This is a genomic window from Chitinophaga sancti (assembly GCF_034087045.1).
Classification (GTDB): Bacteria; Bacteroidota; Bacteroidia; order Chitinophagales; family Chitinophagaceae; genus Chitinophaga; species Chitinophaga sancti_B.
Genome location: NZ_CP139247.1, coordinates 6,861,055 through 6,873,904, shown reverse-complemented (window position 1 = coordinate 6,873,904; position 12,850 = coordinate 6,861,055). Strand labels below are relative to the sequence as shown.

Annotated in this window: 10 protein-coding genes and 1 pseudogene; 4 read left to right on the top strand and 7 right to left on the bottom strand. The window is 44.7% G+C overall.

Annotated elements, in window-relative coordinates; translation table 11 throughout:
- The first annotated feature begins 48 nt into the window (after positions 1-48).
- Both SIO70_RS27625 and SIO70_RS27620 read left to right on the top strand, forming a co-directional pair.
- A complete protein-coding gene (locus tag SIO70_RS27625; protein ID WP_320576307.1) occupies positions 49-876 on the top strand; it encodes a M57 family metalloprotease in 828 nt (275 codons plus the stop codon).
- 96 nt (positions 877-972) lie between these two features.
- Complete coding sequence (locus SIO70_RS27620) at positions 973-1,773, top strand: M57 family metalloprotease (protein ID WP_320576306.1); 801 nt, start codon at positions 973-975, stop codon at positions 1,771-1,773.
- Positions 1,774-1,849: 76 nt separating this feature from the next.
- Here SIO70_RS27620 and SIO70_RS27615 read toward each other — a convergent pair whose 3' ends face one another.
- Positions 1,850-2,746, bottom strand: coding sequence for a class I SAM-dependent methyltransferase (locus tag SIO70_RS27615; protein WP_320576304.1), 897 nt, complete (start codon positions 2,744-2,746; stop codon positions 1,850-1,852).
- 106 nt (positions 2,747-2,852) lie between these two features.
- Positions 2,853-4,400 carry a methylmalonyl-CoA mutase gene (locus tag SIO70_RS27610; RefSeq protein WP_320582075.1) on the bottom strand — a complete coding sequence of 516 codons (1,548 nt, stop codon included), beginning with the start codon at positions 4,398-4,400 and terminating at the stop codon, positions 2,853-2,855.
- Positions 4,401-4,525: 125 nt separating this feature from the next.
- Here SIO70_RS27610 and SIO70_RS27605 point away from each other — a divergent pair, with 125 nt between their 5' ends.
- Together SIO70_RS27605 and SIO70_RS27600 are read left to right on the top strand one after the other, a co-directional pair.
- Positions 4,526-5,452: a M23 family metallopeptidase gene (locus SIO70_RS27605; RefSeq protein WP_320576302.1), complete on the top strand. Its 927-nt coding sequence runs from the start codon at positions 4,526-4,528 to the stop codon at positions 5,450-5,452.
- 256 nt (positions 5,453-5,708) lie between these two features.
- Positions 5,709-6,937 (top strand): annotated as a pseudogene (locus SIO70_RS27600) (IS110 family transposase).
- Positions 6,938-7,172: 235 nt separating this feature from the next.
- On the opposite strand, the gene SIO70_RS27595 reads toward SIO70_RS27600, so the two are convergent.
- From SIO70_RS27595 to SIO70_RS27575, 5 genes are all read right to left on the bottom strand, one after another.
- Positions 7,173-7,649 (bottom strand): hypothetical protein, encoded by a 477-nt coding sequence (locus SIO70_RS27595; RefSeq protein WP_320576297.1) that lies wholly within the window; start codon positions 7,647-7,649, stop codon positions 7,173-7,175.
- Between the two features lie 178 nt (positions 7,650-7,827).
- Positions 7,828-9,027, bottom strand: a complete 1,200-nt coding sequence (locus SIO70_RS27590; protein ID WP_320576296.1) for a pyridoxal phosphate-dependent aminotransferase — start codon at positions 9,025-9,027, stop codon at positions 7,828-7,830.
- A gap of 103 nt (positions 9,028-9,130) precedes the next feature.
- On the bottom strand, positions 9,131-10,759 hold the full coding sequence (locus SIO70_RS27585) for a S8 family peptidase (protein ID WP_320576294.1): 1,629 nt from the start codon (positions 10,757-10,759) through the stop codon (positions 9,131-9,133).
- A 59-nt stretch (positions 10,760-10,818) separates the two neighbouring features.
- Positions 10,819-11,532: a DUF4397 domain-containing protein gene (locus SIO70_RS27580; protein WP_320576292.1), complete on the bottom strand. Its 714-nt coding sequence runs from the start codon at positions 11,530-11,532 to the stop codon at positions 10,819-10,821.
- 41 nt (positions 11,533-11,573) lie between these two features.
- Positions 11,574-12,794 (bottom strand): serine hydrolase, encoded by a 1,221-nt coding sequence (locus SIO70_RS27575; RefSeq protein WP_320576290.1) that lies wholly within the window; start codon positions 12,792-12,794, stop codon positions 11,574-11,576.
- Between the last annotated feature and the right edge of the window lie 56 nt (positions 12,795-12,850).

Sequence of the window (12,850 nt, the reverse complement as noted above, 5' to 3'; positions counted from 1 at the left end):
AGCTAATAATATCTTCATTTTCCTGAAACCCAAACCAAATCTAAATGTATGCGTAAACATTCATTCAACGCCTTATTGTGTCTGGCAGCAGGCATCGCTGTAGCAACTGTGTCCTGTAAAAAAGATAACGTAAGCAGCACCAAGCCTGATGCTATCCCCACTGAAACCCTCGCCAAAATCGAAGCACTGGGCTTCAGCTCCGCTGATGTACACAAGTTCGGCGATGATTACATAGTGGAAGGTGATATCCGCCTGACTGAAGCAGATCTGAACAGTAAATATACTGGTCCAGTACTGCGTGTAGCAAGTTCAGAGCAATATCGCACTACTAACCTGGTAACAGGTACTCCACGCACGATTACTATAAAAGTTGCCAGCAGCCTGGGTAGCGCTTATGTAGCCGGTACAGATACCGCTATTGCACGTTACAACGCTCTTGGCCTGGCCATTACTTTTTCCCGCATTACCAGTGGTACTGCCAACATTACTATCTCTGGTTTCAACCAGGGTCCAAGCGGTGGTTATATCACCCTGGGTTCTTCTGGTTTCCCAACCAGCAGCGGTAATCCTTACAGCTCTATCCTGATGAACACTAACTCACAGGCATATGGCAGCAATCCAAATGTACTGTATGTAGGTTCTGTAATTCAGCATGAAATCGGTCACTGTGTTGGTTTCCGTCATACTGATTACTTCGATCGTTCTTACAGCTGTGGTGGTTCTGCTACCAACGAAGGAGCTTCTTCTGTAGGTGCTATCTGGATTCCAGGTACTCCAACCGGTGCAGATGCAAATTCATGGATGCTGTCCTGCTCTAATGGTGGCAACCGTACTTTCAATGCGAACGATGTTATCGCATTAAACTACTTGTATTAATTAGTAAGAAAGATATTCTTATTAGCTGATGCATGAGCAAAGCAGCCGGTAGCGATTTGCTGCCGGCTCATTTTTATTTACCCCAACTATTATTGTATGCGTAAACTTATATTCCTGTACTTTCTCATTATTGTAACCTCCTGTAAAAAAGAAGTAACTGTTCGACAAACAGCTATCCCAACAGCTGTTCTACAGAAAATTGCAGCATTAGGATTTAATGCTGCAGATGTACAAAGATTTCAGGGAGATTACCTTGTAGAAGGTGACATCCGTCTTTCTGAAGCTGATTTAAATAAACCTGCTATCGGACCTTATCTGCGAATTGCAGGCACAGAACAATATCGTACCAGCAACCTTGTAACAGGCACGCCACGCACGATTACTATAAAAGTAGCCAGCAGTCTGGGTAGTGCATTTGTAGCAGGGACGGATACTGCCATCGCGCGTTTTAACAGTCTGGGTATATCGCTGACTTTTGTACGTATTACAACAGGTACTGCAGATATTACGATTTCTGGTTTTAACCAGGGGCCAAGTGGAGGATCGATAACATATGCTTCTTCCGGTTTTCCTTCCAGTAGTGGGAACCCTTATCCTACTATTCTTTTAAATACCAATTCTGCTGCATTTGGCAGTAATCCGAATGTATTGTTTGTGGCTTCTGTTATTCAGCATGAAATTGGGCACTGCATTGGTTTTCGTCATAGTGATTGCCTGGATCGTTCTTTTAGCTGTGGAGGAACGCCTGTCAATGAGGGATCTGGGGGGGTAGGTGTCATCCTGATACCTGGTACACCGAGTGCACCTGATGCCAATAGCTGGATGCTGGCCTGCAATAATGTGGGGAATCGTACTTTCAATGCGAATGATAGGATTGCACTGAACTATCTGTATTAAAATCATGAAGAGATAACAAAAGAGGAGGATGTATCTTACTTTCAGATACGCCCTCCTCTTTTGTTTATTTCATTGGTTATTCTGCTTTACATTCATACACTACAGAACTGCACCTGTCTACATCCTTCAATCCTTTGCGCCAGGAGATGAAACCATTCCAGAAGCCTTTGAATAAGCCATTCCCACCTGTTTTATACTTTTCACTCAGCAGACTCACATAGAAACCATCGAACACCATCGGATGCTTTTTCACTACCCTGATCTTATGTTGCTTCAGGAGTACTTCCATAGCCGTAGGAGAGAAGTGATACAGGTGACGTGGCACATCGTACGCAGCCCAGTATTCACCATAGTGCTCCGCATCGGGAGAGGTGTAGTTGGGAACAGCAATGAGGAGTGCGCCTTCCGGTTTTAATAAGGTGCGGATCCGGCGGATATAGTCATGTAAGGTATGTACGTGTTCCAGTACATGCCACATGGTGATAGCATCAAACTGTCCGGCAGGCAGAGAATAGAGATCTTCTGAAGCACGAGGTTCGATGTTGTATAATGTCTTTGCGTTCTGACGGGCCGTTTCGTCTGGTTCAAGACCGGTGATCTGCCAGCCGCCCTGTTGCATGAAGTGAAGGAAGGAACCTGTTCCACAACCGATGTCGAGGATGGAACCTTGTTTGAGACCAGTTGCTGCTTTTACCCAGTTTTGTTTACTACGCAGGGTGATTTTCCTCACGCTGTGGTATAAACGGTTGATGAGGCCCTGACGGGTTTCAGAGTGGGAGATGTATTCCTGCGATTGATAATAGCGGCCAATGTTGGCGCTATCAGGAACGTTTTGTGTGAAGCGTACGCTACAATGTCCGCAATGGTTAATGTCGAAGGTTTCCTTTGAAACGGTGTAATCTTTGGCTGTCAGTACTTTATGTGAAGTTGCGGCTCCACATACCGGACAGGTGTTATGGTAGATAAAAGACATGGCCAAAAATAATGAAAATCATAACGAAAAAATCGCTTATGTCTTCGGCACAAGCGATTTTTTCGTAGCAGGTGGCATGGCCTGCGGCCGGCTAAACAGGTAGGAACTATTTATATTCACCGAATACCTTCCTGAATGTATCGGCTATTTCACCGAGGGTACACAAAGTTTCCACAGCTTCCACGACGATAGGCATTACATTTTCTTCCGTATGGGCGGCGGCTTCCAGCCTTTGCAAAATCGCCTGTACTGCTTCATTATCCCTCCTGCTTTTTAGCGATTGCAGCCTTTCCGTTTGCACCTGCCTGATACTATCATCTATCCTGAATATTTCTGGCGTTCCTTCATCCTTTGCCGTAAATTTATTCACACCTACTATGATCTTCTCACCTCTCTCTATTTCCTGCTGATATAAGTAGGCACTTCTTGCTATTTCATCCTGTACAAAACCTTGTTCTATCGCACTCACCGCGCCACCCATCGCATCTATACGATGTATCAGTTCCCAGGCCTTTGCCTCCACCTCATTTGTGAGTGCTTCTACATAATAACTTCCGGCAAGGGGATCAACTGTATCTGCAATTCCACTTTCATAACCTACTATCTGCTGGGTACGCAAGGCTATCCGTGCCGCTTCTTCTGTAGGCAGGGATAGCGCTTCATCATAGCCATTGGTATGCAGTGATTGTGTACCACCTAAAGTCGCCGCCATGGTTTGCACGGCGACACGCACTATATTATTATGAGGTTGTTGTGCTGTCAATGTACTTCCACCTGTCTGTGTATGAAAACGTAGCATCTGTGCCTTTGGATCTGTAGCCCCCAGTTCCCTTGTCATATGGGCCCACATTCTACGGGCCGCCCTGAACTTGGCCACTTCTTCAAAGAGATGGTTATGTGCATTGAAAAAGAATGACAATCGCCGTGCAAATACATTGATGGCTAACCCTTTTTCAATCGCCGCCTTTAGATAGGCTTTGCCGTTAGCCAGTGTAAAAGCCAGTTCCTGTACTGCATTTGCACCTGCTTCCCGGATATGGTATCCGGAAATAGAGATCGTATTCCATTTAGGGACTTCTGTACTACAATATGCAAAGATGTCAGTAATCAGGCGCATAGAGGGTTTGGGCGGATAAATATAGGTGCCTCTCGCCGCATATTCTTTGAGAATATCATTCTGAATAGTGCCTGATATTTTATGCAGGTCTGCACCCTGTTTTTTGGCAAGGGCGATATATAGCGCGAGTAGTATAAATCCTGTTGCATTGATGGTCATACTCGTGGAAATATCTTCCAGTTTGATACCGGCAAAGAGTCTTTCCATATCTTCCAGTGAATCGATCGCCACACCCACTTTACCTACTTCCCCCTCCGACATGGCATGATCTGAATCATACCCGATCTGGGTAGGCAGGTCAAAGGCTACACTCAGCCCCATTACCCCCTGGCTAAGCAGGTAATGATAGCGCTGGTTTGAGGCTTCTGCAGTACTAAAACCCGCATACTGCCGCATGGTCCATAGTTTATCGCGATACATGGAGGCATGTACACCTCTGGTAAATGGGAATTGTCCGGGCAACTCATCCATGGGTACCGGTTGGGTATAAACTGGTTCAATGACAATACCGGCATCTGTTTTGATGATATTTTCCATTTTGTGTACGTTCGTGGAATAATGTTGTATGATAGACAATGTTACATAATTATTACCGTATTGCTGCGAAGGCCAAAATATTGATAATTTGCAGGACCATTCCTGAAAGATTTACCGGATAAGCTATGTTTATTTACGCACTATTACTATTGACTTTTATTTTGGCCCTGTTCAGCATCTTTTTTACATACACTGCTGCAGCAGCCCTATTCCGCCACAACTGGTCACGTCTGCTAGCCGGGTTGTCGTTGGGTGTATTTATTTATCTCTATGGCACCTGGGTGTACCTTACGATCGAAGCCAAGTATGGGTTTGGCATCTGTTTGCTACTGGCCCTGATCATTGGGACCCTGCGCCGGAAAAAGGGGCAGCGGGCGTCAAAAACCTGGCAGATAGTATTTAATTTATTCTTTACTGCTGGTTTGACGTTGTTGAGTATTCTATATTTCACCGGTACCACCGGCAAACCTGAAACCATTGAACTGGCTTTCCCTATGAAAACCGGGCGGTATTTTGTGCTGCAGGGCGGGAAGGGATTGCCCACTAACCTGTTTCACTACAGTTTGCGGGGAGCGATTTATGCCATGGATATTGTAAAACTGAAATCCGATGGCAGGCGTGCGAATCAAATCTTCAGCAGAAAGCTGGCGGATTATGAAATATTTGGTGATACCTTATATAGTCCCTGCGATGGACGGGTATTAAAAGCTTACGGAAACAACCCGGATAATATCCCTCCTGATATGAGCCGGGGACCAAACAATACCAACCAGGTCATCATCGAAACCACTAATAGTTACATCTTTTTAGGGCATATGAAGGAGGGGAGTGTGATTGTGCACGATGGCGATGTGATTAAAAAAGGGCAACCCTTGGGTTGTGTGGGGAATTCAGGGTTTAGTACTGAACCGCACCTGCATATTCAGGCACATAAGAAAATACCTGGACAGCCATGGTACCAGGGACCACCCTTATATATACATTTCAATGGAAAAGGATATTTACTGTATGAGGTGATCCGGCCCAAAAGAGTGATGATGGTAAAAAAATAACACGAAAACGGAAGTCTCAAAAATACAATCAGGGTCTGAGAATCGCATAACGATTAAAAGTTTCTGAAAGATACCGGAATAAAACATTCAGGAAAGCGGGAATTCACCATCAGGCATGAAACCCATTTTCATGAAAAACATTCATGAAAGAAGTAATTCTCCAACTGAGAATGAAAACCATTTTCAAAGAAAACCCTCATGAACCGAATTCACAAACGACTATGAAAATGGTGGTACCTTCGACAAAAGTACTACCATGGAACAATCACATATCAGTTTTGAACAGGTTGTGAGTCGTGGCTGTGGCCTCGATGTTCACCAGGAGAATGTAGTAGCTACCATCAGGGGTGATAATTTGCAGGAACAAACCCGCACTTTTAGCACCTTCACAAGTTCACTTAAGGACCTGGTAGCCTGGTTGGAAGAATCGGGCATTACACATGTCGCAATGGAGAGCACGGGTGTTTACTGGAAGCCTGTTTTTAATATACTAGAACCTCACTTTGAACTTATTTTGGTCAATGCCCGGCATATTAAATATGTGCCGGGTCATAAGACTGATCGTAATGACAGTGCCTGGATTGCAAAATTATTGCTAAGCGGGCTACTAAAAGGAAGTTTTATTCCACCCCAATACACTCGTGAATTACGGGAATTGTACCGATACAAACGTAAAGTAATAGGCCAACGCTCCAGTGAATATAACCGATTACAGAACATTTTAGAGACTGCCAATATCAAATTGAGCAGCGTTGTCAGTGATGTGTTCGGCATAAGCGGCTGGTCAATGATCTCTGCTATTATTGATGGAGAACAGGATCCCATGATATTGGCCAATCTGGCCAAAGGTAGGCTCAAAATCAAGAAGCAAGAACTTATTCTTGCTTTAGAAGGTAATCTTAATGAGCATCACCGTTTTATGCTCAACCTGTCTAAAGCTGCTATCTTACAGCTAAATGAACTGCTTTGTCAGGTAGATAACCGTATTGATCAGTACTTAAGAAAATGGGAAGAAGAAGTAAAATTACTTCAGACTATTCCCGGAGTACAAAAACAAACAGCTACAGCCATCTTAGCCGAAATAGGTACAGATATGCATGCCTTCCCAAATCAGCATCATTTAGCCAGTTGGTGTGGCTTATGTCCGGGTAATAATGAAAGTGCCGGAAAAAAAAAAGTGAACGTATCAATCATGGCAACAGTTCTCTTAAAACAGCACTGGTGGAGGCGGCCTGGGCCGCTGTACATACAAAGGAATCTTATCTGAAAAGAAGATATTACTCTTTAAGTGTGCGAAGAGGTAAAAAACGTGCTCTTATCGCCATTGCACACAAAATCCTCATTGCCACTTATTTTATACTCAAAAATAGAGTGCCATATATGGAACCGGATAATCAGGAGTGGCTTAAAAAAAGAAAGCAGGCGCAGATAAATAATTATCTCAGGCGCCTGCGCGAGCTTGAGGCATTACCCCCATCTCAATAAGATTACTAAGTTACAAAAATCGACCTCTTATTGGTGCTTTTTAAGCCTGTAAAGAAAACTGATTTAAGACTCTAAGTACAAACGATTGTTGCTATAAGCACGAAATGAAAATTTTAAGCATATAGAGTCATATCAAAATTATGACACAGACTAACTATTTTCAATGAAAAGGGGGTGTATCATACTATTGATACACCCCCTTTTCGATTTTCAGGACGTTTAGTATCCTCTTTTGTTAGAATAACTTGCGGGCTTCGGCATTCACGATCTGCGCGGTCATTTCGGCAGGGGATGATTCAGCTTGCAGGAATACTTCCAGAATATGTTTATTAAGATCCATCGCGGTGGCTTCGGCCGGGAGCTGACTGGCTACCTGGTTGATGATCGTGATGGTTTGTTCTTTCAGTGTTTTTACGGCTTCCCAGGCGATTGCAGAGACGTAGATCTGCTGGGTGACGTTGTGGTCGAATTCAGCTTTGATGGTGTGGATCAGGCCCACCTGCATGTCTGTAGCACCAAGGCCGGGTTGATATACACGGCTGATCAGGTTCTGCAGGTTGATGCGGTCTACCAGCAAGGCCATTCTTTCATAGGCTTGTAATTGGAGGGGGAGGACTGCCGGGTCGCTGCTACGTTTTTCAGAAACAGGTGCGGTGGTGACAGGTGTAGCCTCCTTGTCTTTCGGTTTTAGGAACATATCCTTCAAGGTCATATATAGAATAGTTAGAATGCCAAGTCCAAGTACGATAAAGAGGGCTTGTTGAGATGTCATACCCATGTATAATAATTGTTTGCAACTGCAAATATATAAATAATAATGTGCAGATGTAGTGGCGAAAAAAAAGCTTTTGCCAAATCGGCAAAAGCTTTTTCTATGGAAAATGAATTATTCAGGCCAGTTTTTCCAGACCAGCTTTCAATCGCTTCATCCCTTCCTGGAGCTTCTCCATAGAAGCGGCATAGGAAATACGAATGGCATTTGGCTGCTGGAAGGCAGAACCTGTTACAAATGTTACGTTTGCTTTGTGCAGCAGGTACATACACAGATCATCAGCATTGTTCACGTCTACACCGTCGTAAGACTTGCCAAAGAAGCTGCTTACATCCGGGAACATGTAGAAGGCGCCATCAGGGTTAATCAGTTTCAAACCAGGCATCTGGCTCATTTGTTCAAATACAAATGCTCTTCTTTTGGTGAACTCTGCCAGCATTTCATCAGCAGAATCTTTCGGACCATTCAGTGCTGCCACTGCTGCCTTTTGTGTGATAGAGCAGGTTGCAGAAGTGAACTGGCTTTGCATATTTTCCGCCGCCTTTGCTACTGCTGCAGGTGCAGCCAGGTAGCCCAAACGCCATCCCGTCATCGCAAAGCCTTTACTCAGACCATTGATGATGATGGTGCGTTCTTTCATTCCTTCGAACTGTGCTATGCTTTCGTGTTTACCTACATAGTTGATGTATTCATAGATCTCATCAGCCATTACATAGATACCAGGATACCTGGCAAATACATCGGCCAGTGCTTTCAGTTCTTCTTTACTATATACAGATCCGGTAGGATTGCAGGGAGAAGAGAACATGAACAACTTTGTTTTTGGCGTAATAGCCGCTTCCAGTTGTGCAGGGGTGATCTTGAATTTATTTTCAATACTGCAAGGTACGAACACAACCGTACCCTGGCAGAGTTTTACTAATTCTGAATAAGTGACCCAATATGGGGTAGGGATAATGACCTCATCACCGGGGTTGATTATACTCAGCACTGCGTTGGCAATACTTTGCTTGGCACCTGTTGATACTACAATCTGTTCCGGCAGATATTCCAGATTGTTATCGCGTTTCAGTTTCTTCACTACTGCCGCTCGCAGATCTGCAATACCAGCTACGGGTGTGTAATGTGTAAAGCCTTCATCGATGGCTTTTTTTGCTGCCTCCCTGATGTGGGCTGGCGTGTCAAAGTCAGGTTCGCCAATACTCAGATCCACAATGTCTATGCCCTGTGCTTTCAACTCGCGGCTCAACTTCGCCATCTTGATCGTTTGTGGCTCAGAGATCCTTGACAGCCTTTCTGCTAATTCCAAATGCTTCATAACAAAAATGTTTAGTAGGTGCGCGACCAGCAACAAACCTACAATAATTTTGTAACTGATAGTGGAAGAAATCTGTGATCGTAGTTAGGAGGAGCGGAAATACTTAACGTTTTAGCAGCTTCACTACGGCCTTGTCTCTGCCTTTTTGCGCCCTTAAATAATATATACCAGCAGGTAAGGTTGAAAAGTCAGCAGGCCATTCATAGTAATAATAATCTGTAGCAGGGGTAAAGTTCGTTGTCCTGATCCTGCGGCCGTTATTGTCAAACAGCGCCAGTTCCACCTTTTGACCAGCATTAGCATGTACAAATGTTTTGATCTCATTGGTAAAGGGATTGGGGATTGCTTTTAGCCAGCTGTGCTGAAACTGTGCAGTGTCATTCGATAAAGTGCTGGCTAGTAAGGTATTGTAAGCTATCTGGTAGTTGGGTATACCATATCCCATATCATTGTCTGGAGAGCCATACTGGCTGCTACTGGCCCTGACAGCATTGATCACTTCCTGGTTCGTACTGTTAGGGAATGCCTGCCATAAGCATGCGGTGAGACCCGCTATGACTGGTGTAGCAAAGGATGTACCATCGCCTAGAGTAAGTATGCCGTCTGGTCGGACGATCTGGCTATTTTTGCCAACTGATACCACATCTGGTTTGATACGGCCATCGGCGGTGGGGCCACGGCCGCTGAAGTCAGCCAGATCACCTTCTGAACTGACTGCGCCTACAGTCAGAATATTATCTGCATCAGCGGGTGTCAATATATAATGCCAGTCATTCGCACCTTCATTGCCTGCGGCAATGACGACGATCATTCCCTTTGCAGCAGCCAAAGCAGCTGCACGGGCAATGATGGTCGTCTTTCCATCCAGATCTGCATAAGTGTGATTATAAACAGGATCGTCAAATGTATTGTAACCAAGAGAGGAGGAGATGAGATCAGCTCCCATACTGTCTGCATATTCAGCCGCAGCCACCCAGTTATTTTCTTCAATAGGTTTTTCCCAGTCTGTTTCTTCTGTACGGAGCAGGATGTAACCTGCTTCTGGTGCGGATCCGATCATCTCATCGGGGAGGTTGGCTGCCAGGATGGAGAGGACCTCCGTTCCATGTTCGCCATAGTCGTATACGTTAGCAGCGGCATTGACAAAATCCCAGGTGCTGATGATATTGGTACTGGTAAAAGCACGGTTTACATTCACAGAAGGGAAACCATTGTCAATAACGGCAATGATCATGTTCTGTCCTTTATAATTGTTGTCATGCAGGGTGATGGCATTGTGTAGTTCCATTTGCCAATGAGCGCCACCGTATGTACCGGTACCTGACTGTTTCGTGCTTTTGCCGTAGGCAGTAACGGCCTTTTGTAGCGCGGATTTACGACCTTCGGTGCTGGTTTTTGCTACAAAGGAGAAGGATTGAATTTTGCTCAGGGCGGCGGTATCAGCAGTCTGAATGATGACCTGATTGAACCAGCGGGAAGTATATAATATATTTACATTTCCGGCAGCAGCAATGCTGTCGCGGTAAGTTTGAGTTACCGGCAGGTCTGTACTGTCTATGGAAAGGTGTTGTTTTGTTCTGCGTGCAATTGCTTTGGCAGTAAGGAATTGGGAGGGTTGATCGAGCGACCATGTAGTGTTGGCTTTATCGCGCAACTGGATAATATAGCGTGGAGTCTGGGCCTTAATAAAGGAATGAGATAGCAGGAATAGTATCAGGATAGTGAGCCTCATGGGGGCTAAGATATAGTAAAAAAACCGCTTCTGCCAATGACAGAAGCGGGTAAATTCTATTAATAATAGTTCTTGATATATCCAACATAAGGAGCCAGTGTACCACTGGAGACATTGGCATCTCCTGTGAGGAAGATGGTGTATACACTACCTGTAGTCAGTTGGGTAGAAGAAGAATTATTAGTTGCTACAATTGTTTCCGTACCTGCTTTCTTGATGGTGATGGAAGTCGCAGTGGATACGGTGGTCAGTGCCTTGAACACAGAACTTGGTCTGGACAGGGAGAATGTTCTGTTGCTGTCTATTTTAGTTGTGTTCAGGTATACGTCCACCGCACCGATGTTAGGTGATAAGTTCCAGAAGCGGATATTCAGGTTGCTGTTGTTCGCACCTTCGAAATCGTCTTCGATCGGATAGAATACAGGTGAGGTAGAATCACCGAATGCTACCAGGGTATAGTAGGTCAGCGAATCGTAGTTGGCAGCGCTGGTAGACACCACGGTAGTGCTGGTTGCATATCTTTTCAGGTCGAACAGGTGGTAGCCACCGTAGGCCTGGTAGTTGTAACCTGCAAATCCTGTGGAGATGCTGTCCTTAACTTTGGTAGAGTTGTCATAGAAGTCCAGTTTTGCAGCACTTGTGATACCATTGATCACAACGAAAGCAGCGACTGGTCTTGAAGGAGTTGTGTTTTCAGTTTTCAAACATGCGGTAAACCCTGTTACCATTGTTAAAAGGGCCGCTACTGCCCATAAACGTTTACTTGTTGCCATTTCACTCACTTGTTTAATATAGAATTAGAACTTGGTTTTTTTCAAAAGATTTTATTGGAATAGTCAATTTTGAACAGGGACAGGTCGGGACGATATATCCGCGGCCGTTGGCGCTCATAATTATATATAAGCTCACCTAAGGCCTGCATAAACGGTTCGCCTATCTGTTTGAACTGGTAATTTTCGTCGGAAAGGATTCCAGTGTTGTCATTTACATAAACGGTTGTAGATAACATAAATTCAATCTGGTGGGCAAAGTCCGCTATATAGGCCACGTCTGTTAATGTACCATATGCCCATCCAGGTTTATTAAAGCTGCGTACATTACCACTGATATTGTTGTTTTTCTCTGCACCAAACAACAGAAACTTCACGTAATTATGATGAAACGCTGCCGAATCAAAAGTTGGTTGCTCCGATTCTTCCGGCTGTGCTGACATGCAGTGGTATAAAAATCCATAATCGTCATCATTTAAACGGAAACGTTGTGATTTTGTTACAAGGTCAGGAAAAATAATACTTTTTAAAATACCGTGCAGGTCTGCCAGGCAGATCCTGTTTTTCTCCGAGGCATCCATTGGGGTTTCAACCAGTTCATTTTGTTCATTATAGTATGCCTTTCCCACCAGGTCATATCTGGGGGAGAAGGTGAGGGAGCTGTATAGACCAGGTTGCTGGTAGATGACCTTTCTGCCCCTGCGAAAAGTAATGGGGTTGGTGTACCGGTTTTTTTCGGGGGAAATACCGGTGACTCCCAGCCTGTGTCTGATCTGTGCCCAGGGGTACCCTTTGGCCCAGAGGCTTTTATTAAAGGCTTCCTGACCGATAAATTCATAGAGCCGGTTGAAGGCATCGTTGTCACTGACTATCAATATCTTCTTTATATAATTACCGATGGAGGGGAATCCGGAAGGGGAGGAGGCATCTGTGAGGACGGCCGGGGTAGCGCCGGGCATACTTCCGGTGATCATGGGGGTATGACGGTCCAGTCCCCTGATAGAAAGGTCATTCAGTTTTTCCAGGGCAAGGGCAGTGGCGGCCAGTTTTATGGTAGAGGCGGGGTAGAAATAGGTATTTTTGTCCAGATTATAGCTAAAATCAGTGCAATGAGGGTAATTGTGCCCATCCCGGTCGATCCTCGTATAGATCAGCTGGAGCCGGTATCTTTCGGGGTCGGCAAATACAGGTCCAAGGCGGGTTGCCTGTGATTTTAGCAGGGAATCTAAAAAAGAGTCTTGGGGAAGGTAATTGGAGGTTTGCATATTTTTATTAGTATTGCAGCCTGCAAAGTATAGTATCAACCAGATAGAAAAGCATT

What these genes read in the sequence shown, in the direction of transcription:
- SIO70_RS27575 (WP_320576290.1), bottom strand. Translation starts at nt 12,794, where the DNA reads ATGCAAACCTCCAATTACCTTCCCCAAGACTCTTTTTTAGATTCCCTG.
- SIO70_RS27625 (WP_320576307.1), top strand. Translation starts at nt 49, where the DNA reads ATGCGTAAACATTCATTCAACGCCTTATTGTGTCTGGCAGCAGGCATC.
- SIO70_RS27605 (WP_320576302.1), top strand. Translation starts at nt 4,526, where the DNA reads ATGTTTATTTACGCACTATTACTATTGACTTTTATTTTGGCCCTGTTC.
- SIO70_RS27620 (WP_320576306.1), top strand. Translation starts at nt 973, where the DNA reads ATGCGTAAACTTATATTCCTGTACTTTCTCATTATTGTAACCTCCTGT.
- SIO70_RS27610 (WP_320582075.1), bottom strand. Translation starts at nt 4,400, where the DNA reads ATGGAAAATATCATCAAAACAGATGCCGGTATTGTCATTGAACCAGTT.
- SIO70_RS27615 (WP_320576304.1), bottom strand. Translation starts at nt 2,746, where the DNA reads ATGTCTTTTATCTACCATAACACCTGTCCGGTATGTGGAGCCGCAACT.
- SIO70_RS27580 (WP_320576292.1), bottom strand. Translation starts at nt 11,532, where the DNA reads ATGGCAACAAGTAAACGTTTATGGGCAGTAGCGGCCCTTTTAACAATG.
- SIO70_RS27595 (WP_320576297.1), bottom strand. Translation starts at nt 7,649, where the DNA reads ATGACCTTGAAGGATATGTTCCTAAAACCGAAAGACAAGGAGGCTACA.
- SIO70_RS27585 (WP_320576294.1), bottom strand. Translation starts at nt 10,759, where the DNA reads ATGAGGCTCACTATCCTGATACTATTCCTGCTATCTCATTCCTTTATT.
- SIO70_RS27590 (WP_320576296.1), bottom strand. Translation starts at nt 9,027, where the DNA reads ATGAAGCATTTGGAATTAGCAGAAAGGCTGTCAAGGATCTCTGAGCCA.